Origin of the sequence: Hymenobacter ginkgonis, assembly GCF_009755225.1 — a bacterium.
Classification (GTDB): domain Bacteria; phylum Bacteroidota; class Bacteroidia; order Cytophagales; family Hymenobacteraceae; genus Hymenobacter; species Hymenobacter ginkgonis.
In genome coordinates this window covers 164,756-189,583 of sequence record NZ_WQKZ01000005.1, presented here as the reverse complement: position 1 = coordinate 189,583, position 24,828 = coordinate 164,756, and the positions used below count along the sequence as shown (strand labels likewise).

Here is a 24,828-nt window from a genome sequence, read left to right as displayed (position 1 = left end):
TCCTATCGGCAGCATAGCGTGCGACTATAACCTAAATTTTATTCCAATAAACTTTTATCCTTTAGCACCTTGACTACTTTTCGCTGGTACCTGCTGGGCATTCTGGTGCTGTTTGGGGGCTATGTGGCGCTCGAATACTACCGCCCCAAACCCGTGGACTGGACGCCCACGCTCAGCAGCAAGGATAAGATTCCGTACGGTACCTATGTGGTGTATGATGGCCTACCGCAGGTGCTGGGTACCGACTCGGTAGTGGGGGTGCGCCAACCCATTTTCAACCAGCTGCTGGGCACCGAAGAGCCCCAACTGCAAGCCGGCCGGCCGGAAAATGTCACGTTTTCTGACGATTCGGAAGCGCCTGCCGACTCAGCAACCAGCGACTCGCTAGCTACCGAAGCCCGGCAAGCGGCCGCCAACGACCAAGCCGCCGCCGAAACCGAAACCGCTACTCTCCCGCTCGTTGCCACTCGCGCCAATTATCTTTTCATTAAACAAGATTTTGAGGCCAGCCGCCTCGAAACGGCTGCCTTGCTGCGCTTCGTAGCGGCGGGCCACGACGTATTTATTGCCGCCGAAGATTTTGGGTCTAACCGGCGGGGCTTTCTGGCTGATACCTTGGGCATCAGCACCTACGAGGCCGATACCACCAGCCGCTCGCTGGTGCCCCAGCTAGGCCGCCCTACCCCCCACGATTCGGTGCAGCTGCACCTGCTGCGAACCCGGCCGGGCCTCGCCACTACTGACTTTCGCTTTGCATCGGCTGTGGCGGGCTACCGGCTGGCCCTGGCGGCCCGGCGGCCGCACCAAGGCGCTACCCTGGCGGCCGATGCGCAGGGCCGGCCGGTACTGCTGCGCCTCGACCACGGGCGTGGGCATTTTTACTTGTGCTCGGTGCCGCTGGCGTTTGGCAACTACTGGGTGCTGCGGCCTCGCACCGCCGACTTTGCCTTTGCGGCTTTGTCGTATCTGCCCACCGGCCGCCCCGCTTGGTGGGACGAATACCAGAAGCAAGGGCGCGCCGGCGAGCAGTCGGTGCTGCGCGTCATCATGGCGCACCCAGCCTTGCGCGCCGCCTACTACTTGCTGCTAGTGGCGGGGGTACTGTTTGTGCTGGTAGAGGCGCGGCGCCGCCAGCGCGTCATTCCCACCATCAAGCCATTGCCGAACACTACGCTGCTATTTGCACGCACCGTGGCTGGCCTTTATCAGCAGGGACGCAACCACTCGCTCATTGCGGAGAAGAAGGTAGCCTTGTTTCTGGATTACCTGCGCACGCGCTTCCACGAGCCTACCCCCGACCTAAGCGATGAGGCTTTCCGCGAGCGCCTGAGCCAAAAAGCGGGCCTGCCGCGCCCGCGCATCGACGAGCTTATCCGCTTTATCAATTTTGCGCGCACCGCGCCAACCGTCACCGACCGCGAACTGCTTATCTTGAGCCGCGCTATTCATGATTTCAAAGTGGAATCGCGCTGATAAGCTTTTTGCACTTCTTTTATAAATTGTATTTTATTAATTTATAACTTTTCTTATATAACCGCATTGCACATCCCAAATGCTGATTTTAGAAGGTAAAAGATTCTGATTTAACGACTGATAATAATACTTTTTATAGCAGGCTTAGTACCTTTTATTATCCCCCAGCGAAGCTAGGCTTTTGCCCGCTACCTCTCAATTTATGGACCCGCAGCTTTCTACCGACGATACCCTACCCCCCACCTCAGCCGCCAGCTTGCCCCTACCGGCTACCCCGCCCGACGCGCTGCTCACCGATGCTCCTACCCCTGCCAGCAACACCAACAGCTTTGCTCCGCGCACCGACCTTGCGCAGCTGACGGCCCGCACGGAGGCCGTGCGCACGCAAATCGGCCAGGTGATTGTGGGCCAGCAGGATTTGCTGCAACTGCTACTCACGGCCTTGCTCGCCGACGGGCACGTGCTGCTCGAAGGCGTGCCGGGCGTAGCCAAAACCCTCACCGCTAAGCTACTAGCCCGCACGCTCGACGTACCCTTCAGCCGCATCCAGTTTACGCCCGACCTGATGCCGGCCGACGTGCTCGGCACCAGCATTTTTCGGCCGGCGCAGGGCGATTTTGAGTTTCGGCCCGGTCCCATTTTCGCCAGCGTGGTGCTGATTGACGAAATCAACCGCGCGCCGGCCAAAACGCAATCGGCGCTGTTTGAGGTGATGGAGGAGCGCACCGTGACGCAGGACGGCCGTACCCACCGCATGGCGTCGCCGTTTGTGGTGCTGGCTACGCAAAACCCTATTGAGCAAGAAGGTACTTACCGCTTGCCCGAGGCACAGCTCGACCGCTTCCTCTTCAAGCTGAACGTGGGCTACCCAACCCTAGCCGAGGAAATCCAGATTTTGCAGGGCCACCACAGTGGCTTTGGCGGCACGCCGCTCGAGCGGGTGAAGCCGGTGCTAACGGCCACCGACCTGGCGGCACTGCGCCAGCAGGTAGGCCAGCAGCGCGTGGAAGCCAACGTGCTCGAATACATTGCCAAAATCGTGGGCCAGACCCGCGCCCACAAAGCCCTGTACCTGGGCGCTTCGCCCCGCGCGAGCCTGGCGCTGCTCAACGGCGCCAAAGCACTGGCCGCCCTGCGCGGCCGCGACTTCGTGACGCCTGAGGATGTGCAGTTTCTGGCCGCGCCGGTGTTGCGCCACCGCATCATGCTCACTCCCGAGCGCGAGATGGAAGGCGGCACGGCGGATGAAGTGGTGAAAACGATTGTGCAATCGGTAGAAGTGCCCCGCTAGATGACGTACTCTACTGCCTGGCTGCTGGCCGAACTCGCGCAAGAGCACCGCGTTAAGTACCTCTTCTTTTGGGGGCATCAGCCTAGTAAAGATGGTGTTATCACCAAATCTTGCCTTAGCCAATGGTGGGTAGCCGACTTTGTAGTGGCCGGCGTCACGTACCGCTCAACCGAGCACTGGATGATGGCTGAGAAGGCTCGGCTTTTTGATGATGCCGCAGTTTTAGCCCAAATTTTGGCCGCTAAAAGCCCCGCCGAGGCCAAGAAACTGGGGCGCGCGATTCACGACTTTGTGCCCGACGTCTGGGAAGCTCACAAGTACGATATCGTCAAGACGGGTAATTTCCACAAGTTCAGCCAGCACAAAAACCTGCTTACTTTCCTGCTGGCCACCGGCGACCGGGTGCTAGTTGAGGCTAGCCCCGTTGATACCATTTGGGGGATTGGCTTGGCCGCCGACCACGTCGATGCCGAGAATCCGGCCCGCTGGCAGGGGCCCAATTTACTGGGCTTTGCCCTAATGGAAGTTCGCGACCAACTCCGCCGCCCATGAGCTTTTTCCTAACCCGTCGTTTTTTCTACTTGCTCACGGCGCTCATCGTAGGCTTCGTGGTGGCGTTTTTCCTACCCTGGCTGCTGGGGCCGATGCAGGTGCTGCTAGCCGCAGCTGCGCTGCTAACGCTGCTCGACGCGGCGCTCCTCTATGTGCCAGCAGGGGGTAGGGCCGCGCCAGTGTTTGGGCGGCGGGAAATGGGCGATAAGCTGGCCAACGGTTCGGACAACGACGTGCGGTTATTCATAGAAAATCGCTACCGCTTTGGCATTCAGGTGGAAGTGATTGACGAGATTCCGCACCAGTTTCAGCGGCGCGACGTGCTGTTTGAAACCACCGTGCTGCCGGGGCAAACGCAGGTTATCAGCTACCAGCTGCGGCCCACCAAGCGCGGCGAGTACGAGTTTGGGGCGCTAAACGTGTACGCCGCCTCGCCGCTGGGGCTCGTGCGGCGACGCTTTCGCTTCGACCAGGCGCGGGTGGTGCCGGTGTACCCGTCCTTTTTGCAGATGCGGCAGTACGAGCTGCTGGCCATCCACAACCGCCTCACCGAGGTGGGCATCAAGCGCATTCGGCGGGTAGGGCAAAGCATGGAGTTTGAGCAGCTGCGGCCCTACGTGGCCGGCGACGACCCGCGCAGCATCAACTGGCAGGCCAGTGCGCGGCGCACCATTCCGGGCGCTACCGATACGCTGGTAATCAACCACTTTCAGGACGAGCGCGCCCAGCAAGTATACTGCCTCATCGACAAGGGCCGGGTGATGCGCATGCCATTTGAAGGACTGAGCTTGCTCGATTATGCCATCAATGCCACGCTGGTAATGAGCAACATTGCGCTGCTCAAGCACGACAAGGCGGGCCTTATTACCTTCTCGAACAAGCCCGGCGCCACCGTGGCCGCCGAGCGCCGAGCGGGCCACATGCGCACTATTTTGGAGGTGCTGTACCACCAAAAAACGCAGTACCTCGAAACCGACTACGAGCTATTGTACGCCACAGTGCGGGCCAAGGTGAAGCAGCGTAGCCTGCTCATTCTGTTCACCAATTTTGAGACCTTGCAGGGTATGCAGCGGCAGCTACCCTACCTGCGCGGCCTCAGCAAGGCGCATTTGCTGCTGGTGGTATTCTTCGAAAACACCGAGCTGCGCACCTTCTTAGACGCGCCGGCTGACACGACGGTGGACGTGTATAACCAAACCATTGCCGAGAAATTTCAGCAGGAAAAACGCCAGATTGTGCTGGAGTTGCAGCGCTACGGCATTCACGCGCTGCTGACACCGCCGCAGCAACTGACGGCTAACACGATAAATAAGTACCTGGAATTCAAATCTCGCGGCCTGATATAGACCGCTTGTTACTCGTCAAACGCAGCCAGTTGGGCGTTATCAAACCGCACGGCGGTGTGCCCGGCGTGCAGGAAAACGACCGTGATGTGGTCGTACTCAACGGGCGGCGCTTGAAAATAGAAACGCAATAGCTGGGCGCGGTTGGGCAGCAGCACGCGCTGAAAGCGGGCGCTGCGCTCGCGCATCACCTCAGAGCCCTTGCAAAAGCGCACCACAAATTGCGTCATTTCCCACGAATTCCAGATTTCGCGGTCGGTGCAAGCCAAGGCGCTGCCTTGCACCCACTCAAATTGCCCCGGCCGCGCCGGAATCGTGTACTCGGCGCTGGCAGGGTGCGCCTCGTCGAGCACCAGCGAGCAGCGGCCTTGCAGCGCGGGCTGCGCGCAGGTGGCACCCGGCAGCGCCTCAAAATCTTGGCGCCACAGGGTACGGTAGTGGCGCGGCGTACCCGTAAAATCGAAGTCGGTGTCGAGCAGCAGGCGGGTTTCGCGCGGCACGTCGTAGCGCCCCAAAATGCGCCACCAATAGGCGCCTTTCATTTGGCCCACGAAGAGCAAGCCGCCGCGGTACGCTTGGTGCGTGAGCCACACGCTGTAGTAGCACAGCACGATGGCCAAGCTCGCGTAGGCGAGCAGCCACGGCCGCCGGGCGAGCAGCCACCGGTGGGCCGCCGCAAAGGGCCAGGCCAGCACGGCGTAGCTCTGCACCATAGCCCGCTGGCCAAGCGCACCGCCGTAGCGCCACTCGTCCCAGGCAAAGGCGATGTAGGCAAACAGGACGAAAAACACTAGCAGCGCCCAAAAAGCTTCGGGCTGCTGCCGACGCAAACTCCCGAACCCCACCAGCGCTACCACCAGCAGCGGCGAATACAACAGCCAACCGCTATCGAAGCTAAAAATACCGTTCCAGAAGTGTGGCTGCAACCAGCTAAAGCCCTGGTCTTGATAGCTGTAGATAACCCACTCGCCGCCCACATAGTGCCAGTACAGCGGCTGAATGCTCAGCACCGCAGCGCCCGCCAGCACGGCGCCCACCAGCAGGCCCGCGTGCTGCCGCCAGAAAGCCAGCCGCGCCTGCCCTACCCCCCGCTCGGGCCGCAGGCCCCACAGCAGCGGAATCAACACTGCCAAAATATCGGTGGGCCGAGTGAGCGTCATCAGGCCTACGATGGCCCCGATGGCCAGCGCCCGGCCCAGGGTAGGGTGCCGGTAGAAGGCGGGCGTTAGCAGCAGCAGAGCCGCGTACCAGGTAAAAAGCCAGTTGTGCGCCATAGCGCCAGCCAACGCGCTATAGCACAAATAATTAGTGCCTAGCATAATAGCCAGCAGGGTAAGCGCCGTGGGCCACTCGCCAAAACGAGGCCGCAGGGCGCGCCGCACCAGCCCCAAGCCTACGATTGCCATCAGCACGCTGCCCGCCAAAATGGCCATTTGGTAGGGGGGTGAGAAGCCATCGGGGGGGTAGCCCAGCGGCGCTGCTAGCGCGTGGGCCACCCAAAAAAACGGCAGAAATTGCACGGCCAAGCCCGCCGAATATTTCAGCACGTAGTGCCCGCTAACGGGGTGCCGGTAGGCCTGCTGAAAGTCGGGGGTAGGCGCGTAGTCGCGCAGCATTTGCTCGTGAAAACGCAGTTCTCGCAGGTCGTGGTGAATGAAGATAGCCGGCAGGTAGAGGTAGTAGCCCGACACATCCCAGCTGATAACCGCCGCCGTGCCCGTTGCCTGCTGGCGCGGCAAATAGCCGAAAGCCACTGTTATCAGAAACAAGCTGCAAAATAGCCAAGCCAGCCAAGAAGGAGTTTTCATAGAAACGGTAGCCAAACGCATAGTTGTCGCAAGTTGGGCGTAATCGGCCAGCCGAGGGCAAAATCTGGCCGTACTTTTGGCTGAATGATGAGATTTTGGATTGGTTTGGAGCACCAACAGCGCTTTTCCTTCGGCAACCTAGCCTTATCGGCAAAAATGGGCACCCTGGTGCTGCTCCTACTAGTAAGCTTAACTGCTCAGGCGCAGCGCCCGCTGCTACCCCTGCCGGCGCAGGCCAGCTGGCTGGCTGGCTATTACGCCTTCAAAACGGCACCGCTGCTCGCCTTGCGCCGCCAAACCACCGGCGCGGCTACCTCCACGGACGAGAGCTACCGCCTGCGCATTACGGCGGCGGGGGCCAGCCTCACGGCCGCGTCGCCGCTGGGTATTCAGCGCGGGCTGGCCACGTTTCGGCAGGTGATTGAGAGCACGCCGCGCGGCTGGCGGGCGCAGTTTTGCGATATCCAAGACGCGCCCCGCTTTCGTTGGCGCGGGCTGCTGCTCGATGCGGCGCGGCACTTTCAGCCGGTGGCCGCGGTAAAGCGCAACCTCGACGGCATGGCCGCCGTGAAGCTCAACGTGTTGCATTGGCACCTCTGCGACGACCAGGGCTGGCGCGTCGAGAGTAAACTGTTTCCGCGCTTGCATACTGTGGCTGGCGCCACGGGCTACTACACCCAGGCCGAGGTCCGCGAAGTGGTGCGCTACGCCCAGGCGCGCGGCATTCGGGTGGTGCCCGAATTCGACTTGCCGGGCCATACCGGCGCGCTGCTGGCTGCCTACCCCCGCCTGGCTTGCAACGACTCTATCAAAGCGGTGCCCATTCGCTGGGGCGTGCTCAACATTGCCCTCGACCCTACCCGGGAGGGCACTTATACCATGCTCGACTCGGTGCTGACGGAGATGAGTGGGCTTTTCCCGGACCCTTATTTTCACATTGGCGGCGACGAAAACGACGGCCGGCAGTGGCGCCACAACCCACGCATTGTGGCCTTTATGCAACAGAAAGGCTTCGTAAAAACCGGCACCACGGTGCCCGACAAGCACCAGCTCCAAAATTATTTCAACCGCCGCATTTTGGTTACGCTGCAAAAGCTGGGTAAAACGATGATTGGTTGGGATGAAATTTTGGGCCCCGACCTGCCCCAGGCAATTATGGTGGAAAGCTGGCGCGGCCCAAAAGGCGTGGCCGAGGCGGCGCGCCAGGGCCACCCCGCCCTGCGCGCCCACGGCTACTACCTCGACCTCTACCTCACGGCCGCTTCCTCCTACGCCGCCGACCCCTTGCAGGGCGTGCCCGACTCGCTGCAAGCCCGCGTGCTGGGCGGTGAGGCCGCCATGTGGAGCGAATTTGCCGACAGCGTCATTTACGAAAGCCGCGTGTGGCCCCGCGCCGCCGCCGTGGCCGAGCGCCTCTGGAGCCCCGCCGCGCTCGCCCAAAACGTGCCCGATATGTACCGCCGCCTGGCTTTCGTGTCGGAAGAACTGGAGGCGCTCGGCTTGCGCCACCGCCGCGTTCCGGCTGCGCTGCTGCGCCAGCTGGCCGCCCCCTACCCCGCTGCCCTACCCGCCCTGCAAACCCTAGCGGCCATTGCCGAACCGGTGAAGGAGTATAAGCGCCATTTCCAAGGCTTTAAGTATACCACCGAAACGCCCCTGACCCGCCTCGTAGACGCCGCCCCGGCCGAATCGGATGTCGCGCGCCGCTTCGGGGCCACCGTAGATAGCCTGCTGGCGAGCCTTAGCATTGTGGTGCCCGCGTTTCCGGTGGTGGCGGGGCCGCCCGCGCTGTCGCCCGCTAGCAGCCGGCAGCTGGCTAGCCTGCGCCAGCAAGTGGCCGAGTGGCAGCACGCTACCGAGGCCCTACCCCCCCTGTTCGTGACTAGCCCCAGCCTGGCGGAGTACGCGCCGCTGTCGGCGCAGCTCGGCATTGTGGCGGGGCTGCTCAGCCAGCGCCTTACGCAGCTAGCGCAGGGCCAACCTGCGCTAGCTGCCTGGCAAGCCGCCGCCAAGTTGCAACTCGATGCCGCCCAAAAGCCGGTTGGCCAAACTGAGCTGGCCATTATAAGTGCGGCGCGGCTGCTGGTGGGTATGTAGCAGCCGGAAGGGCCGGTGCCCGCCACAACCGGCACCGGCCTTTCTTGCGTAAGCAGCTTATGCAACCCAACACCTCCCTACCCCCCGCCGACGACCAGCAGCCCGCCAACGACCACTTTTTGGAAGATATGGTGGCCCTGACTGGCTTATTCACTCCCGAAGTAATTTGGCACGAAGAAGAAAAGCTGGACGACCTGGATGAACAGGCGGCCCTTGCTCAGAAAAACCAGCCAGCACCGCCCGCACACGACTAAAGCTTAGGCTGGGGGCAGCAGGCGCACCGGGCACTTAAGTGCTCCTTGCGCAATGACAGACGCACCTATATCCATCAGCCAGCCACTTGCCCTACCCCCCGTTGCGCACCCGAATCAACTCGGCAGCCACGCTCACGGCGATTTCTTCGGGTAGGCGGCTGTTTATCTGCACGCCGATGGGGCCGCGCAGGCGGGCCAGGTTGGCTTCGGCAAAGCCTTCTTCGCGCAGCACCCGGCGCAACTCGGCTACTTTGGTGGCGCTGCCCATCACGCCAAGGTAGCGGTAACTATGGCCTAGCAGTTGCCGCAGGGCCACGGCATCGGTGCGGTAGCCTACCGTCATGACCACTACGTAGTGGTGCGGGCCGGGGGGTAGGGCCAGGGTTTCATAGTTTACTTGCCGGCGGTGGTGGGCAAAGTGGTTGGCGCTGAGCGTAGGCAAGTCGGGGCGGTCGTCTAAGACGGTTATTTCAAACTCCAAATTGGCTGCTAGTTGCGACAGCGCCAGGCTGACGTGCCCGCCGCCCACGATGGTTAGCTGGTCCCGAAAGCCCAGCTGCTCGCGGTAGCGCCAAGCCGGGCCAGGCTGGTAATCGTAGAAGGCGCCCGGCACCTCCGTTGTCCGGTGCAGGCCGGTGGCGGCGCTCACCTCCCACGCACCGCCGCCGAGGTCTTGCAAAGCAGTTTCAATAGCCTCAACTACCGGCAAATCGGCCACTTGCAAGGGCCACAGCAGCACTTCTTGTTCGCCGGCGCACATCATGCCCGAGCGGTCGGCGGGGGCCTCGCGCCGATGAATTTGGGGGCGTAGCAGCGGCGTGCTATCGCCTTCCCGCAGGCGCTGGCGAGCCAGCTCTACCCATTTATGCTCCATAATACCCCCGCCAATGGAGCCAGCCACGGCCTCAGCCGTCACCACCATTTTAAAGCCCTGGCGGCCGGGGCTGCTTCCCTCGCTCTGCACCACGCACAGCAGGGCGGCCAGCCGGCCGGTGCGTAGGGCGTCGGCGGCCAGCGTCCAGGCAGGCAGGTCGCGGGGGGTAGCAGGCATTTTTTAATAGTTAATGATAAATGGTTAATCTAGTGCGTCATGCTTCCCTGGGTTCAGCATAACGCGCTAGATTTAACGCGCGCTCACAGCACTTCCCTACCCCCGCACCACTGTGCCGGTGATGTAGCCGAATGGCGCATCGGTAGCCACAAATACTTCGTTGGTATTGGCTTGGCCGAAGGGCTCTAGGTTGAAGGGAATGTGGTGCTTGTTGGGCATGATGAGGCTAATTTCCTTCACCTCATCGGTTTCTTCCAGAATTTTTTCGCCGATGGCATAAAGCGTATGCTGCACCGACAGGCTTTTGTGCGTCGAAAAAGTGCGCAGCAAACTGAGGTGGACTTGCTGGTACAACTCCTCAAAATTGAGGTCGGCGGCGGTATACTCCCATTCGGCCTCACATTCGGTAGCCAGAATGCGGTCGGTGGTTTCGGGCAGCACCGTGTACTCGTCTTTGGGGTAGCCCGCAAAGCCCGAATCAGTGGTTTTGAGCAGCATCAGCCCTTTGATACCGGCCCAGACGGTGGTTGTGCCGTCGGCGTGCAGTTCTACCACGGCGCGGCGCTTCTCGGAGCCGCCACCGGTGAAGGCGTGCGGATGCGCCTGCCCCTCAAAGCTCATGCGCTGCCAGAGGTGCTCCAAAATCTCGATGCGCGCTTTGCTCACCTGCGCATTGCGCGACACAAAATGGCGAGCTAGCACCAACCCAAATGCCTCGATGGTGCCCGTAAAATGCTCCTTCGCCAGGGCGTATACCGTGTTTTTTTGGGTGTCGGTGGGGAGGATTAACGAGTTGTCGCCCAGCGTATGGGCCGCGTCGAAGTCGCCCGTCAGCTGCACGCTCACCGATACCTGCCGAAACTCGTGGTGGCCCGCGTGGCGGATGATGCGCGACAGATTAACGGCGTTTTTGCCGTAGGCATTGGGTCCGAGTTTAATGGGCATAGCGCGTAGATTGCGGGGCAAAAAAAGAGCGGCAAGATAGTCGCCAGTCGCCACCGTATGCCAGATGTATTTCTAAAAAGCACCGCCGTTGTCACGCCGGCCGGCCAGCGCCCGGCCCTGCTGGTGCTGCAAGGCGGGCGCATCGCCGATGTGCTACCCCCCGATGCCGCCGTGGCCGGCCCCGTGCTCGACCTAGGAGATGCGGCCATCTTGCCTGGCGTTATCGACCCGCACGTGCACCTCAACGAGCCGGGCCGCACCGATTGGGAAGGCTTCGACACGGGCACCCGCGCCGCGCTGGCTGGCGGCCTTACTACGCTAGTAGACATGCCTTTAAATTCAGCTCCGGTTACTACTTCGGTAGCGAATTTGCGGCTCAAGCAAGCCGCCACGTCAGGCCAGCTGCATACCAATGTGGGTTTTTGGGGCGGCATCGTGCCTGGCAATGCCGCCGAGGTGGGGCCGCTCATTGCGGCGGGCGTAGTGGGCTTTAAGGCGTTTCTGACGCACTCAGGCATCGACGATTTTCCGAATGCCACGGAAGATGATTTGCGCCGGGTGATGCCGTTGCTGGCTCGCCACGGCCTGCCCCTGCTGGTGCACTGCGAACTATCAGAAGACAACGACGAGTGGCAGCAAGGCGACACGCGCTCCTACCCCAACTACCTCGCTTCACGCCCCAAAAGCTGGGAGGATGAGGCCATTAAGCTGATGATTCGGCTGTGCGCCGAGTACCGCTGCCCAGTGCATATCGTGCACCTGTCGTCGGCCAATTCCCTGGCGGCCATTGCCGAAGCGAAAGCGCAGGGCCTACCCCTCACCGTGGAAACGGGCCAGCATTACCTCTTCTTCAACGCCGAGGATATTGCCGATGGCCAAACGCAGTTTAAGTGCGCGCCGCCCATCCGTGAGCGGGCCAACAACGAGCAGCTGTGGCAGGCGCTGCAAAGCGGCCTCATTGACTTTGTAGCCACCGACCATTCGCCCGCGCCGCCCGACCTTAAACAGCTAGCCAGCGGCGATTTTGCCAGCGCTTGGGGCGGTATCGCGTCGTTGCAGCTGGCCCTGCCCGTGCTCTGGACGGCCGCCCGCCCGCGCGGCGCTACCCTCCCCGATTTGGCCCGCTGGCTTAGCACCCATCCGGCTCGGCTCATCGGCCAATCGCAGCACAAAGGTCAGATTACCAAAGGCTACGATGCCGATTTGCTGGTACTGGCCGCCGACCAATCCTTTACCGTGACGGAAGCCCTGCTGCACCACCGCCACAAGGTGTCGCCCTACTTGGGCCGCGAGCTGACGGGCGTAGTGACGCACACGTTTTTGGCGGGCGAGGAGGTTTTTCGCCATCCCGATTTTCTGCATCTTAACCGTGGGCAGCTGCTAAGCCGCTAGCGCCGCTTCTTTGTCAACTACCAATTATCGACCAGCTATTAGCCGCTGTTCGCCGGTAATTGCGTCTTATCCATTGCTTCTCGTTAGTTGTTACTTATGCCCGACTATCCTTCTCGTACTCAGCGTATTCTGAGCCGCATCGAGCAATTGGCTGCCATTAGCGAAGACCCAGATGGCACGACAGTTACGCGCACTTTTGGCACGCCGGCTTTCGTGCGGGGGCGCGACCTGGTACAGAGTTGGTTTGAAGCCGCCGGCCTGAAGGTGCACCTCGACGGCATTGGCAACCTGCGCGGGCGGTGGGCCAGCCAGCGGCCGGGAGCCAAGACGTTCGTGCTGGCCTCGCACATCGATACGGTGGTGAATGCCGGCAAGTACGACGGGCCGCTGGGCGTAATAATGGCCTTGAATTTAGTAGAAAGCCTTATGGAACAAGGCAGTACCTTGCCGTTCAACTTAGAGCTCATTGCTTTTAGCGACGAGGAAGGCGTGCGCTTTCACACGACCTACCTGGGTAGCAAAGTTGTGACCGGCGCCTTCGACCCAGCGACGCTACTGCGGACTGATGCGCAAGGCATCACGCTGGCGCAAGCTATTGCCGATATGGGCGGCAACGCCGCGCAACTGGCCACCGATGCCCTACCCCCCACCGAGTGGCTGGGCTACTTCGAGCTGCACATCGAGCAGGGGCCGGTGCTCTGGGAAAGTGGCGTGCCAGTGGCCTTGGTTACGGCCCTGGCCGGCCAGCAGCGCGTAGAGCTAACGTGGCAAGGCATGGCGGGCCACGCCGGCACCGTGCCCATGGCCATGCGGCAGGATGCGCTGGCCGCCGCCGCCGAGTTTATACTGGCGGCCGAAGCATTTGCGCTGCACCACGGCCAGCGCCTGGTAGCCACGGTGGGCCAACTGCGCATTCCGTATTCAGCCAGCAATGTTATCCCTGGCCAAGTGGTGCACAGCCTCGATTTGCGCAGCCCTGATGCCGGCCAGCTAGCTACTGCCTACGCCGACTTGCAAGCGCGGGCGGAAGCCATCGCTACCCGGCGCGACGTGGCGCTCGACTGGCAGCTTATTCAAGCTACCGCCCCCGTTACCTGCGACCCGGAACTGAACCGCTTGCTCGGTCAGGCTATCGCGGCCAGTGGCCACGAGGTGGTGGGCCTGGTGAGCGGCGCGGGCCATGATGCCGTACCCATCTCGGCCGTGGCGCCGGCCACCATGGCGTTCATTCGCTGCTACAAAGGCATTAGCCACAACCCGTTGGAGAACGTGGAGCCGGCCGACGTGGCGGCCGCCCTAGAAGTGGCCGAAGGCTTTTTGCACCGCCTCATCACCGCGCATTCTTAACGCTTATTTCCTACCCCGGCGCGGCTGGCCGCGTCGTTATAGCTGCTTTCTTTATGGAATTTCCCTCTTCTCTTACTCGCTCCGTGGTGCGGCGTAACCACGCCATCATCGCGCCCGATGGCTACATCAACAGCAACGTGCCCGGCTGGACCGGCGGCACCGTCAACGTCATCATCAACGAGCAAATGGGCGCGCGCCTCTGCCAAACGCTCGTGACGCTCACCGACACGGGCCAGCTGACGGGCACCACCGAAGCCAGCCAAATTTTCTTCTATATGGTGCAAGGCCAGGTGCAGGCCACCATCGGCGACGACAGCCGGATTCTCACAGTAGGCAAGTTTGTGTACGTGCCTATTGGCCAAAGCTATACCTTTAAGAACCCCACCGCTAACACGCAGATTCTCACCTTTCATAAGGTGTACGAGCCACTGGCGGGCTCCCCCCCACCTAGCGTGTGCTGGGGCGAAAAAGACGACAGCAAGGCCCCCGTGTACATGAACGACGAGGCGCTGCGCATTCAGGAGCTGCTGCCCAACGAATTAGGTTTCGATATGGCGGTCAACATCTTCACCTACCAGCCCGGCGGCAATCTGCCGATGGTGGAGACGCACATTATGGAGCACGGCTTGCTGTACTTGCAGGGCCAGGCTATTTATATGCTCGACCAGCAGTGGTACCCCGTCCAGAAAGGCGACTCTATTTGGATGGCACCCTATTGCCAGCAGTGGGCCGCCTCGATTGGCAAGGAGCCGTCGGTGTATATCTATTATAAGAACGTCAACCGCTTCCCGACGGTGCTATAACGCCCGGCAAAAGCCGCCATTGCGCCTCTTCAGGCTATAGGGCGAACTTGAGCGTAACGCTATGAAATTACCAGACCTGAACGCCCTACCCCCCGCCCAGCGTGCTGAGGCCCTTGCCACCTGCTGCGGTGCTAGCGCCTGGGTAGCCGCTCTGAACCAGCAGTTTCCCTTCGCCACGGCCGAAGCCCTCTATGCCGAGGCCGACCGCAGGTGGCACCATCTCGCCGAAACGGACTGGCGCGAAGCCTTCGCGCACCACCCCAAAATCGGGGATGTGAAGGCGCTGAAGGAGAAATTTGCCAGCACCGCCACTTGGGCGGCGGGCGAGCAAGGCGCCGTGCGCCAAGCGTCGGCGGATACGTTGGCAGCCCTAGTGGCGGGCAACGAGGCCTACGAGCAGAAATTTGGCTACATCTTCATTGTGTGCGCCACCGGCAAATCGGCCGACGAAATGCTGGCTTTGCTGCAAGCCCGGCTACCGCATGAACCTAGCCAAGAAATCCGTATTGCCGTGGGCGAGCAGGCGAAAATCACGCGCCTGCGCCTCGAAAAATTACTTGCATGAGTCAGCTTACCACTCATATTCTGGACACCACCCAGGGCCGCCCGGCGGGCGGCGTTACCATCGCGCTCTACGAGCCCGAGGGCGAGAGCTGGCGCGAAATTGCGCGCGGCATCACCAACGCCGATGGCCGTATTCCTGACTTGTTGCCGCAAGAAAAAATACTGGCTACGGGCATCTACAAGCTCAAGTTTTTCACTCAGGAGTACTTTGAGCGCGCTGGACTGACGCATTTTTATCCCTTTGTGGAAATTTGCTTTACCGTGGCCGATGCGGCGCACTACCACGTGCCCCTGCTGCTTAACCCCTTCGGCTATAGCACCTACCGCGGCTCCTGATTTACTTTCTACCTTCTGCACGCCTTCTGCGAAACCCGCTGCGGTGCAACTACTTCCCATGAAACTCAGCCTCCAGGATTCCGATAAAGCCGCCCTACTCGACCAGTTGGGCGAGGCCAACCTAGCGTTCCAAAAAACCTACCCCGGCGACCGGCCCGACCGCCAGCCCGTGCACACCGTGTACGGCGGGGCCAACCTTTTCAAAGCCGATACCTGCGTGCGGATGGGCGAAATCGCCCTGCGCAACCTCCAGACCTACGCGCCCAACTTTGTGGAGCTGGCGCGGGTGCTGGAGCTAGCCGGCCACGAGCACCTGCCCACGCTCGAAAAAGATATTCACACGCTCACCGCCAAGCTCGACGCCCTACCCCCCACCGAGCGCCGGCAGGAGCCCGCCTGGCTGGCTTACACGGTGTACAACAAGATTGTGCAGAAGCTTAAAACTGAGGGCGTCGAAGATTTTCGCGTCGATTTTGAGGATGGTTTCGGCAACCGGCCCGACGCCGAGGAAGACGCCACTGCCGTGCAAGCGGCCCAGGAAGTAGCCAAAGGCATGGCGCAGGGTACGCTCTCGCCCTTCATTGGCATTCGCATCAAGCCCTTCACCGAAGACCTAAAGGCGCGCGGCGTGCGCACGCTCGACATCTTCCTGACTACCCTGCTCGCCGAAACGGGGGGTAAGCTGCCCAACAACTTTGTCATTATGCTGCCCAAGGTGACCATTCCCGAGCAGATGACCACCATGGTACGCTTGCTGGAGCTATTGGAAAAAGCCAACAACTTGGCTCCCAACACGCTCAAAATGGAAACGATGGTGGAGGCCACCCAGATTATCATGGATGAGGAAGGCCGCAACCCGCTGCTGCGCATTATCCGGGCCAGCGAGGGGCGCTGCATCGCGGCGCACTTTGGCACCTACGATTACACGGCTTCGGCGGGCATTACGGCCAAGTACCAGACCATGGCACACCCCGTCTGCGACTTTGCGCACCACATGACCAAGGTAGCGCTCGGCGGCACCGGCATTTTCCTTTCCGACGGCGCAACCAACGTGATGCCCATCGGCCCCCACCGGGGTGATAACCTGACGTTTGCGCAGCTGCGCGAAAACCAGGAAGCCGTGCACAGCGGGTGGCGCCAAGCCTACCACCACACCATGCACTCGCTCATCAATGGCCTGTACCAGGGCTGGGACCTGAACCCCGCGCAGCTACCCATGCGCTACGCCGCCACCTACAATTTTTTCCTCAGCTCTTACGAAAGCGCCGTGCACCGCCTCAAAACCTTCGTGGAGCGGGCCGCCATTTCGACCCTCACCGGCGATATTTTCGACGACGCTGCCACCGGCCAGGGCCTACTCAATTTCTTCCTCAAAGCCCTGAACTGCGGCGCCATTTCGGAAGAAGATATCGTGCCCACCGGCCTCACGATTGAGGAAATTGAAACCCGCTCGTTCTACCGCATTCTGGCCGGACGCCGCCGCCAGGCGTAGGGAGAAATCCATAGCTAAAAACAAGTTTAACAAATAATAAAAGAACGTCATTCCGAGCTTGCCGAGGGATGACGTTCTTTTTGGTTCATATCCTTATTCGGCAACCACTTGCTTCGCAGCCGCCACCGCCACAAATTCCGGGTACAGCCCCCCCAGCACCCGCTCGGGCGTCATGGGGGCTACTAGGGGTAGGGCTACGCCGGGCTGAAAGGCGCGCACGGCATCGCGCAGGGCGAAGTAGGCGCCGATGCCGTACATCAGTGGCGGCTCGCCCACGGCCTTGGCACGCAAGATGGCGTTGGGGTGTCCCGGCGTGTCGAGGAAGTGTACATCGAGCACGGCGGGCACCGAGTACAAGTCTGGTATCTTGTAGCTGTTTAAGGAGTTGCTGATTAGCCTACCCTCCTCGTTGTAGCTCACCTCTTCGAGCGTCATCCAGCCGATGCCCTGCACCGCGCCGCCCTCAATCTGGCCGCGGTCGATGGCCGGGCTAAAGCTCTGGCCAAAATCGTGGGCGATGCGCACGGCATCGATGGTGTAGGTGCCGCGCAGGCAATCGACGGTGGCCGTAGTCAGGGCCGTGCCATACACGTGGTAAGCAAACGGGTGGCCCTGCTCTACGCTGGCATCGAAATGCACGCCGGGCGTGGCATAATGGGCATTTTCGGTGAGGGCTACGCGCCGCACGAAGGCGCTAGAAACCAACTTTTCCCAAGTGGTTTCGGCCGGAATGCCGGCGGCGAGTACCTGTTCGTTTTCAATTTGAATGCCTTCGTAATCGACCGCAAACTCGGCGCTGGCGTGGCGGAGCAAGCGCTCGCGCAGGGCCTGGCAGGCCATTTCGGTGGCTTTGCCGTTGAGGTCGGCGGTGGCGCTGGCGGCGCTGGGCGAGGTATTGGCAACGCGGGTGGTGTTGGTAGTTTCGATTTTGATGCGCGCAATCGAAATGCCCAGCGTGCGGGCTGCTACCTGCGCAATTTTGGTGTTCACACCCTGTCCCATCTCTACCGCGCCCGTGCTGATGCCCACCGAGCCATCGGTGTAAATGTGCACCAGGGCCCGCGTCTGGTTCATAAACGTCTTGGTGAACGAAATGCCGAAGCAGATGGGCATCATCGCCAAACCTTTCTTGAAGAGCTGATTACGCTGATTGAACTGCGCAATGGCGGCCCGCTCGCCGGCTAGGTCAAACAGCTCGGCGGCCGTGTCCCAGGCTTGCTCGGCGTGGCACATTTCGGCGGGCTGGCGGTAGGGAAACAGGTCGCCCTCACGCAACAGATTGCGCCGTTGAATCTTGCTAGGTGGCACGCCCAATTCCTCAGCTGCCTTGGTGATGGCCGACTCAATGACGAACATGCCCTGCGGCCCGCCAAAGCCCCGAAAAGCCGTATTGGGCGGCAAATTGGTGCGGCACGAGTTGGCCGTGGCCGTCACGTTGGGGATGCAATAGGCATTAGTGGTGTGGAAAAGCGTGCGCTCTAACACAGCCGGCGACAGGTCGGCCGAGGCGCCGGCATTTTGGTAATACGTCACCTCGTAAGCCATGATTTTCAGGTCTTGGCTTAGGCCGATTTTGAAGTCGGACGAGTAGGGGTGGCGCTTGCCGGTCATGCGCATATCGGCCATGCGGTCGAGCACGAGCTTCACCGGCTTTTTAACCACAAAAGCGCCCAGCGCGGCCAGGCAACCCCAGGGCGTAGCCTGGTCTTCCTTACCCCCAAAGCCACCGCCGAGGCGCGTCACATCTACTTCAATTTGGTGCATCCCGAGTCCCAGCACCACGGCGCAATGGCGCTGCACGGCCGTTGGCCCCTGGGTGGAGGAGATGATTTTCACCCCGCCAAGCTCAGTCGGGTAGGCGTAAGCTGCTTGCGTTTCAATGTACAGATGCTCTTGCCCACCGGTTTCGGCCACGCCCTCAAACACGTACGCGCACCCAGCAAACGCGCCCGCCGAATCGCCGATGCGGAAGGTGCGCGGTGGCACAATCAGTTCGCCCTGCGCGGCGGCCTCGCGCGGGTCGGTGATGATGGCCAGCGGCTCAATGTCGGCCTTGATGAACTTGAGCGCCGCGTGGGCCTGGCGCTCGGTGCGAGCCAGCACCAAGGCCACCGGCTGCCCCCGAAAGTGCACGTGGCCTTCGGCCAGCAGCGGCTCGTCGGGCACGATGCCCCCGATTTGGTTGCGGCCTGGAATGTCGGCCGCCGTGAGGATGCGGACCACGCCAGGCGCCTTTTGCGCTGCGCTTAGGTCGAGGCCACGCAGCACGCCGTGCGCCAGCGGCGACTCGTACACGGCTGCGTAAAGTGTGCCTTGCTGCACGGGCACATCGTCGAGGTACTGCGATTCGCCGCGCACGTGGCGCTGGGGGTCGAGGTGGTTCATGGCTACTTAGCTGATAACCGTAAGAACGTCATGCTGAGCTTGCCGAAGCAGCTCGCACGCATCGTTGAACGATTGATGTTACTACCCCACGCGAGTTGCCTCGGCAAGCTCAGCATGACGTTCTTTTTAATTTTTACTGCCTTAAATCAGTTCTGCTAGCGTCATCTCGGGGGCGAAGCGCAGGAAATGCGCAAATAGCAACTGCCGCAGCAGCAGCCGCTTATAAGCAGCCGTGCCGCGCACGTCGCCAATGGGGCTAATTTCTTCCTGCATTACCTCATTCGCGCCGGCTACCGTTTCGGCGCTCAGCTCGCGGCCAACTAAATATGCCCCGGTGCGGCGCAGCAGCAGCGGCACCGGCCCTACCCCCCCGGCCGAGATGCGGGCAGCGGCAATGACACCGTTCTCCACACGCAGCCAGGCGGCGGTATTTACGCTGGCAATGTCGAGGTGAGTGCGCTTCGATACCTTCTCAAAATTAAAAAAGTCGCCCGCCTGGGGCGCCGGGAAACTGACTTCGGTCACCTGTTCGTCGGCCGTTTTTGCGAGCTTTTTGTAGCCTACGTAGAGGTCAGCTAGCGGCAAAGCGCGCCCTACCCCACCGGCATTGGCCAACGTGACCTCCGCGCCTAACGCTAGAAACAAAATGGTTAAATCGCCAATAGGCGAGGCATTTATGAAGTTGCCGGCCACCGTACCCATGTTGCGGATGGGCGTGCTCGACACCAGTTTGAGGTAGTCGGGCAGGCGGGGTAGCAGGCCGCGCATCAGCTCCGACTCTAGCAAGTGGCTGGCGGTAGTAGCGGCGCCTAGCACCACCCGCCCTACTCCCGCTTCGTGGCGAATGCCGCGCGGCCCGTGGTCGAACAGCAGGCGCACAGGCTGCTCGCGCAGCGTGTCGAGCTGCTGCACTAGCAAGTCGGTGCCACCGCTCAGCAGCGGGTGGGTAGCGTGGGCAAACTGGCTATTGGCGTGGCCATTTTGGCTTTGGGCATGGCCGTTGGGCGACGTAGAAACAGCGCCGCCGCTGGGCGATTGGCCGTTGCCCTGCGTAGCGGCGGGCGCTTCGGCCAGAGCTACCTCGGCGCGCAGGGCGGCCAGCTGGCCGGGCATGGCTTCGAAATAAGCAGGCACGAACTGCTTGTTGCTCAGCCACTGCACGCTGTTGGTGCTGGGGCGCTCGGCTAGCTCGGCGGTGAGGGTGGCAGCGGCGCGTTCCAAGGCTTTGTAGCCGGTACACCGGCAAATGTTGCCGTCAATGGCCGCGCGCGTATTTTTCTCGGTAGCGGGCTTTTCGCTTAGGCTGTGGCCCGTGAGTGACATCACGAAGCCCACCGTGCAGAAGCCGCACTGCGCCCCGTTGTGGTCCACAATGGCTTGCTGCACCGGCGTGAGCTGGCCGCTGGCTTGGTTGATGCCTTCGACCGTGACGACGTGCTTGCCGTGCATATTACCCAGTGGCGTGAGGCAGCTCGTCATGCTCTGGTAGGCAATGCGTTGGCCATCGGGGGCTAGCTCGCCCACGAGCACAGTGCAGGCGCCGCAATCGCCTTCGCGGCAGCCAATTTTAGTGCCCATCAGGTGCTCGTGGTAGCGCACGAAGTCGAGCAGCGCGCTGGCGGCTGGCTCGGCCGTGTGCACCGGCTGGTCGTTGAGGAAGAAAGAAATCATATGCGGCAAGCCTTTCGCCAACAGCGCAAAAGGGTCAACAAATTACTGCCGGGGGCGGATATTCTGCTAATTTATCCGCCCGTATTTTTAAAACAGCACCGCCACCTGCATGCGGCCGGTGTGCACTACTCCTACCCCGTTGGCCTTGCGGCCATCATACGCTACGTTGATATTCAAGCCATTGGCGAGGCGCTGCTCAATGTTCAGGTTCCAGGTGTAGTTGGTGCCGGGGCGCAGGGCCTGCAGTATTTCGAGGCCCACCACGGAATTTAGCAGGCTGGGGTCGCTGGGGAAGGCTACCCGGGTGACGTGGGTAGCTGCCGTAACGGTGCGCTTGCTCACCTGGCTGAGACGAGTTTCGAGGCCCAAGTCGTCGAACGTGGCGTTGATGTCGGCGTCGCGGGTAGGCAGGATGTTTTGCTTGCTCGTGTGCAGCAGCGAGCCAGTGAGGCGAAACGAGGGGCTGGGCTGGTAGCTAATTTCGGGCTGCACCGTGTAAATGAGCAATTTATAATTGCGGCCGCTGAGGCTAGTGGTAGCGAGGTTGTAGTCGGTTTGGGCCTCCCGAATGTCGCGGGCCGTGGTGAGGCGCCCCGTGAACGACTGCGCCAATGTGCGGCGTAGCAACAGGCTCTGGGTGTTAAGGTTGCGCAGGTCGAAGCCCTGGGTGAGCAAGGTTTTCTGCTGGGTTTGCTGCACCGTTAGTTCGGCGCCGAAAATGGGATTGGCCCGGTTGAAGTACAGTGTATTGCGAATCAATTGATTAAAAGCTAACAGCTTATCATCTTCCTTGTTGAAGCTGAACGGACTAATACGCGAGAGCAGGCCGGGGCTCGTGGTGCGGCGGTCCACGGTGATGCTGCTGACGCTAGAAAACCGCGCCAGCGCTGCCTGCCAGCCACCGGCATCGCGCCAGCCGCGCGGCGCGGCCACGGTAAGGCGGTAGCTGAGGCGGCTCTGATAAGCAGTGATGTAGTCGGCGGTGGGCAAATACACCTTGATGTATGTGCGGTACTGGGCGTCAGAGGTTTGCGCCTCAAAAAACTCGTCTTTCTGCTGCACGCCGTCGCCGTTCACGTCGGAATAGTAGTGGGTGCCCTGGCCGGCGGGCACGGCCACGAAGGAGTAGTCGCGGCGCAGCTCGCGGCCGGTTTGCACACTATATGTCAGTTCGGAGCGAATTTGGTTTTGGAGCAAACCCAGCGTGTGGTCAATTTTGCCCAAAATGTTGCGTTGGTGGGCGCTGTCGGGGTTGCTTACCAGGTTAAGGTCGCGGTAACTGGCAATGATGCGTAAGTCCTGGTATTTGCTGAGGCGGGTCGTGACGTTGCCCTGCCAGGTCTGCGATTCGCTGTGCACCTCCAGGTTGTTCTGCTCGGCGGTGGGCGTGCGGTCGCGCCGGTAGCTGTAGCTGAGGTTGTAGCGGGTGCGGCCGGTATCGGGGCTTTGCAGGTACAAGGTGTGCTCGTCGAAGTAGTTAGCCGAGCGAATGGTATCGCCCTGCGGCGATACCACCTTGTTTTTATCAAACTTGTAGGTGTAGCCCGGAATAAGCCTACCCCCTCCGTAGCGCACGTTCAGCTCGCCGCGGGCCCAGTCGGAGTGGTAGCGCCCGGCCTGCGAGTTCAGCAAGAAGAATGCGCCGCGCAGCTCCACGCGCCCCACCTGCTGGGCCACATCTACCCAGTGCTGCAAGCCGTTGACCTCGCCCGGGCGGTAGCGCCGGCTCAGGCGATAGTTGATGGCGTGGTTGGCATCGCGGGTGAGGCCCACGGCGAAGTTGAGAATATTGTCCTCGCGCGGGTCGGTGGCCGTGGCGTTGGCCGTGCTCACGGTGCTCCAGTTGCGGTCAAATTCGATGTCGCGGTAGCGGTCAATGGGCGCAAATTTGGGGGCCGTGTACTCGTAATCGAGTGCCGAACGCAGGCGGTATTTTTGCAGCGCGGCGGGCGCCCAGCTGGGCAAGGCGCGGTCTTGCACGGTGTAGCCCAGGCGCATGGCTCCGCCCTTGTCCTCGGTGCCTAGGGCGAAGCGGTTGCGCTGAATCTGGGAGCTGGCCACGTCCACAAACACCGAGGCGGTGGGGTCAATTTGGTAGGTAGCCCCGCCCGACACCATTTGCTTGAGCAAGGGGGTAGGGAGAATGCGAATGGCCCGGTAGCGCCCCTGCCCGGCGCCCACGTAGTCGTACACCCGGCCGTTGGTATTGGCATTGGTGGTACTCAGGGCGTAGTCGCCGAGGCCGGCACCCACGTCGGTGAAACGAATGGTATACACGCCGCTGAGCGAGTCGGTGGCATACTCAAACACGTACTCGCGCTGCCCGGTAGTGGTGTTGAGACGCGGCACGCGGTGGTACTGCACCACCGTGCGGTTGAACCCCGTAGAGTCGCTGCGCGAGGCGGGCACCTGCACCTGCGACACGTTGCCGGCGGCGCGCAGCGTCTGCAAGTCGGTGCCCGATAGCGTGAGGTTGGCCGCGTTGTCGGGGTTGTCAGATTCTTGGTAGAAATTGCCCCGCACGTTCAGCTTGCCCACTTGCTGGTAGTGGCTGACGGTGTAGAGCGAGCGGGCGTAGTTGAGGTCCGAATACTCAAAATCGACCTTGAGCCGGGTATTGGTGGTAATGAGGTGGCGGGGCGAAAACGTGATTTCGGCTAGGTTATAGTCGATGGTGTAGTCGTAGTCGAAGCCCCGCGTTTGCAGCCGCCCATCGATGTACACGCGCTCCGAACCGGCTAGCACAATGATAAACTGCTCGCCATTGGGGCCGGTGAGGCGATACGGGCCCTGCACGTTTTCGAGCGGCGCCAAGTCGATGCTGGCAAACTTGCCTTTGGCCACGCCGCCCGCAATGAGCGTCGAGGAGCGAACCTGGCCCAACTTGTCGAGCACCGTTACGGCGCCCGTGCCGGTGGGCGGCGCGCTGGGCGCTGCCTGCACCTGCCCGCCGCCGGGCACCGCGGCGGTGGGTAGGGCTAGGGTGGGCTGGGTGTTGCCAGTGGGCGCCGCGCTGTTGTTGGTCACGCCGTTGGTGTAGGTCGTGAACGACGAGGGCGGCGCGTTGCTCACGCTATTGTTGGTGGCACCGGCTTGCAGCGGCTGCGGGCCGGGCGCGCCCAGGTTGGCCTCCACAGCCGCGCCCTGAATGTTTTTGTAGTAGCGCAAGAAGTAGTCGGGCTTGTTGCGCAGCACCACGTCGCCGGCCGTCAGGTTCCACTGCGGGCCAGTAAGGGTAATGTAGATTTTGTCGAACTGCTGGAGCGTCTGCGTATTTCCCTCGGGCTGGAACGGCACGTTCTGGTCCGAAATGGCCGCTGTGAGGCGAATATTTTCCGTGAGCCTACCCTCTAACTGGAGGTTAAGGGCCGAATTGACAAACACGTTCTGGGTATTGCCAAAGGAAATTCCGCGCGACAAATTGCCCGTTTTACTAATGCCCGGCGTGCTCAGAATCTGCTCCTGCTGCGAAAAATCCTCCACCGTCAGCATTCGCCTGTCGCGGAAGTCAATGCTGTCCATCAGCCCACGCGGGCGCCGAAAGCGGGCCCGCAGCAGCTGCATAGGCAGCACCCGGTAGCAGAGTAGCACCGAGTCGGGCAGCGGGGCGCCGCTGCTATCGCGCGGGGCGAGCCGCACCAGCTGGTAGCGGTCGGTGCGCGCATCGTAAGCCACCGAGCGCCCATCGGCCGACACCGAGGCCGGCACAATCGTGAGCGTGTCGGTAAGGGCAAAGCTGGTGGTATCGCGGCCGGGCGCCAGGCGCAGGTAGCGGCAGCGCCGGTTGCTAGGCGGCGCCACTTCGGCAGCTGCGGCCGCTTTGGTCGGCGCGGGCAGGGTGGGCACCGGCGGCGGGGGTAGGGCCGTGCCCTGGCCCGGTTGCTGCGCCCAAGCGGCCGTACTCAGAAAAAACAACGCTGCCACGAGCAGGCCCACTAAAGGGAAGCACAAATGGTAGCGAAGGGTCATAGCGTAAAGTTCGGCAGTAGCCGGGGCACAACGCTGCGAAAGTCCAATTTGGTGC

The 24,828-nt window shown here is 61.6% G+C and carries 18 protein-coding genes; 12 read left to right on the top strand and 6 right to left on the bottom strand.

Annotated elements, in window-relative coordinates; all coding sequences use genetic code 11:
- Positions 1–69 precede the first annotated feature (69 nt).
- The 4 genes from GO988_RS19485 to GO988_RS19470 all read left to right on the top strand — a co-directional run bounded on the left by GO988_RS19485 (position 70) and on the right by GO988_RS19470 (position 4,662).
- Positions 70–1,473 carry a DUF4350 domain-containing protein gene (locus GO988_RS19485; protein ID WP_157568708.1) on the top strand — a complete coding sequence of 468 codons (1,404 nt, stop codon included), beginning with the start codon at positions 70–72 and terminating at the stop codon, positions 1,471–1,473.
- A gap of 202 nt (positions 1,474–1,675) precedes the next feature.
- On the top strand, positions 1,676–2,764 hold the full coding sequence (locus GO988_RS19480) for an AAA family ATPase (RefSeq protein WP_157568706.1): 1,089 nt from the start codon (positions 1,676–1,678) through the stop codon (positions 2,762–2,764).
- Entirely contained in the window at positions 2,765–3,316 is a 552-nt protein-coding gene (locus GO988_RS19475) for an NADAR family protein (RefSeq protein WP_157568704.1), read from the top strand.
- Entirely contained in the window at positions 3,313–4,662 is a 1,350-nt protein-coding gene (locus GO988_RS19470) for a DUF58 domain-containing protein (RefSeq protein WP_157568702.1), read from the top strand. Before GO988_RS19475 ends, GO988_RS19470 begins: the two co-directional genes overlap by 4 nt.
- An 8-nt stretch (positions 4,663–4,670) precedes the next feature.
- On the opposite strand, the gene GO988_RS19465 is transcribed toward GO988_RS19470, so the two are convergent.
- Positions 4,671–6,467 carry a DUF2339 domain-containing protein gene (locus GO988_RS19465; protein ID WP_157568700.1) on the bottom strand — a complete coding sequence of 599 codons (1,797 nt, stop codon included), beginning with the start codon at positions 6,465–6,467 and terminating at the stop codon, positions 4,671–4,673.
- An 84-nt stretch (positions 6,468–6,551) separates the two neighbouring features.
- Between GO988_RS19465 and GO988_RS19460 the strand changes: the two genes are divergently transcribed.
- Together GO988_RS19460 and GO988_RS19455 are read left to right on the top strand one after the other, a co-directional pair.
- On the top strand, positions 6,552–8,564 hold the full coding sequence (locus GO988_RS19460; protein ID WP_157568698.1) for a beta-N-acetylhexosaminidase: 2,013 nt from the start codon (positions 6,552–6,554) through the stop codon (positions 8,562–8,564).
- A 59-nt stretch (positions 8,565–8,623) separates the two neighbouring features.
- The gene (locus GO988_RS19455) at positions 8,624–8,818 is read left to right on the top strand and encodes a hypothetical protein (protein ID WP_157568696.1); all 195 of its coding nucleotides are present in this window, start codon (positions 8,624–8,626) and stop codon (positions 8,816–8,818) included.
- Positions 8,819–8,909: 91 nt separating this feature from the next.
- Here the strand turns inward: GO988_RS19455 and GO988_RS19450 are convergent, their stop codons facing one another.
- Positions 8,910–9,869 (bottom strand): XdhC family protein, encoded by a 960-nt coding sequence (locus tag GO988_RS19450; protein ID WP_157568694.1) that lies wholly within the window; start codon positions 9,867–9,869, stop codon positions 8,910–8,912.
- A 96-nt stretch (positions 9,870–9,965) separates the two neighbouring features.
- The gene (pucL, locus tag GO988_RS19445; RefSeq protein WP_157568692.1) at positions 9,966–10,814 is read right to left on the bottom strand and encodes a factor-independent urate hydroxylase; all 849 of its coding nucleotides are present in this window, start codon (positions 10,812–10,814) and stop codon (positions 9,966–9,968) included.
- A 57-nt stretch (positions 10,815–10,871) separates the two neighbouring features.
- Between pucL and allB the strand changes: the two genes are divergently transcribed.
- The 6 genes from allB to GO988_RS19415 all read left to right on the top strand — a co-directional run bounded on the left by allB (position 10,872) and on the right by GO988_RS19415 (position 16,748).
- Positions 10,872–12,206: an allantoinase AllB gene (gene allB / locus GO988_RS19440; RefSeq protein ID WP_157568690.1), complete on the top strand. Its 1,335-nt coding sequence runs from the start codon at positions 10,872–10,874 to the stop codon at positions 12,204–12,206.
- 96 nt (positions 12,207–12,302) lie between these two features.
- Positions 12,303–13,553 (top strand): allantoate amidohydrolase, encoded by a 1,251-nt coding sequence (locus tag GO988_RS19435; protein WP_157568688.1) that lies wholly within the window; start codon positions 12,303–12,305, stop codon positions 13,551–13,553.
- A gap of 53 nt (positions 13,554–13,606) precedes the next feature.
- Positions 13,607–14,356 carry a (S)-ureidoglycine aminohydrolase gene (gene allE / locus GO988_RS19430; RefSeq protein WP_157568686.1) on the top strand — a complete coding sequence of 250 codons (750 nt, stop codon included), beginning with the start codon at positions 13,607–13,609 and terminating at the stop codon, positions 14,354–14,356.
- 61 nt (positions 14,357–14,417) lie between these two features.
- Positions 14,418–14,921: a 2-oxo-4-hydroxy-4-carboxy-5-ureidoimidazoline decarboxylase gene (uraD, locus tag GO988_RS19425; RefSeq protein ID WP_157568684.1), complete on the top strand. Its 504-nt coding sequence runs from the start codon at positions 14,418–14,420 to the stop codon at positions 14,919–14,921.
- Positions 14,918–15,256 carry a hydroxyisourate hydrolase gene (gene uraH / locus GO988_RS19420; protein ID WP_157568682.1) on the top strand — a complete coding sequence of 113 codons (339 nt, stop codon included), beginning with the start codon at positions 14,918–14,920 and terminating at the stop codon, positions 15,254–15,256. The genes uraD and uraH overlap by 4 nt, the downstream gene beginning before the upstream one ends.
- 58 nt (positions 15,257–15,314) lie before the next feature.
- Entirely contained in the window at positions 15,315–16,748 is a 1,434-nt protein-coding gene (locus GO988_RS19415) for a DUF6986 family protein (RefSeq protein WP_157568680.1), read from the top strand.
- 93 nt (positions 16,749–16,841) lie between these two features.
- Here GO988_RS19415 and GO988_RS19410 read toward each other — a convergent pair whose 3' ends face one another.
- The 3 genes from GO988_RS19410 to GO988_RS19400 all read right to left on the bottom strand — a co-directional run bounded on the left by GO988_RS19410 (position 16,842) and on the right by GO988_RS19400 (position 24,773).
- Positions 16,842–19,133: a xanthine dehydrogenase molybdopterin binding subunit gene (locus tag GO988_RS19410; protein WP_157568678.1), complete on the bottom strand. Its 2,292-nt coding sequence runs from the start codon at positions 19,131–19,133 to the stop codon at positions 16,842–16,844.
- A gap of 141 nt (positions 19,134–19,274) precedes the next feature.
- Positions 19,275–20,804 (bottom strand): FAD binding domain-containing protein, encoded by a 1,530-nt coding sequence (locus GO988_RS19405; protein WP_157568676.1) that lies wholly within the window; start codon positions 20,802–20,804, stop codon positions 19,275–19,277.
- Between the two features lie 87 nt (positions 20,805–20,891).
- The gene (locus tag GO988_RS19400; protein WP_157568674.1) at positions 20,892–24,773 is read right to left on the bottom strand and encodes a hypothetical protein; all 3,882 of its coding nucleotides are present in this window, start codon (positions 24,771–24,773) and stop codon (positions 20,892–20,894) included.
- Between the last annotated feature and the right edge of the window lie 55 nt (positions 24,774–24,828).

Coding starts and splice junctions, on each gene's coding strand:
- GO988_RS19410 (WP_157568678.1), bottom strand. CDS start 19,133: ATGAACCACCTCGACCCCCAGCGCCACGTGCGCGGCGAATCGCAGTAC.
- GO988_RS19435 (WP_157568688.1), top strand. CDS start 12,303: ATGCCCGACTATCCTTCTCGTACTCAGCGTATTCTGAGCCGCATCGAG.
- uraH (WP_157568682.1), top strand. CDS start 14,918: ATGAGTCAGCTTACCACTCATATTCTGGACACCACCCAGGGCCGCCCG.
- pucL (WP_157568692.1), bottom strand. CDS start 10,814: ATGCCCATTAAACTCGGACCCAATGCCTACGGCAAAAACGCCGTTAAT.
- allB (WP_157568690.1), top strand. CDS start 10,872: ATGCCAGATGTATTTCTAAAAAGCACCGCCGTTGTCACGCCGGCCGGC.
- GO988_RS19455 (WP_157568696.1), top strand. CDS start 8,624: ATGCAACCCAACACCTCCCTACCCCCCGCCGACGACCAGCAGCCCGCC.
- GO988_RS19415 (WP_157568680.1), top strand. CDS start 15,315: ATGAAACTCAGCCTCCAGGATTCCGATAAAGCCGCCCTACTCGACCAG.
- GO988_RS19480 (WP_157568706.1), top strand. CDS start 1,676: ATGGACCCGCAGCTTTCTACCGACGATACCCTACCCCCCACCTCAGCC.
- GO988_RS19460 (WP_157568698.1), top strand. CDS start 6,552: ATGATGAGATTTTGGATTGGTTTGGAGCACCAACAGCGCTTTTCCTTC.
- GO988_RS19400 (WP_157568674.1), bottom strand. CDS start 24,773: ATGACCCTTCGCTACCATTTGTGCTTCCCTTTAGTGGGCCTGCTCGTG.
- allE (WP_157568686.1), top strand. CDS start 13,607: ATGGAATTTCCCTCTTCTCTTACTCGCTCCGTGGTGCGGCGTAACCAC.
- GO988_RS19465 (WP_157568700.1), bottom strand. CDS start 6,467: ATGAAAACTCCTTCTTGGCTGGCTTGGCTATTTTGCAGCTTGTTTCTG.
- uraD (WP_157568684.1), top strand. CDS start 14,418: ATGAAATTACCAGACCTGAACGCCCTACCCCCCGCCCAGCGTGCTGAG.
- GO988_RS19475 (WP_157568704.1), top strand. CDS start 2,765: ATGACGTACTCTACTGCCTGGCTGCTGGCCGAACTCGCGCAAGAGCAC.
- GO988_RS19405 (WP_157568676.1), bottom strand. CDS start 20,804: ATGATTTCTTTCTTCCTCAACGACCAGCCGGTGCACACGGCCGAGCCA.
- GO988_RS19450 (WP_157568694.1), bottom strand. CDS start 9,869: ATGCCTGCTACCCCCCGCGACCTGCCTGCCTGGACGCTGGCCGCCGAC.
- GO988_RS19470 (WP_157568702.1), top strand. CDS start 3,313: ATGAGCTTTTTCCTAACCCGTCGTTTTTTCTACTTGCTCACGGCGCTC.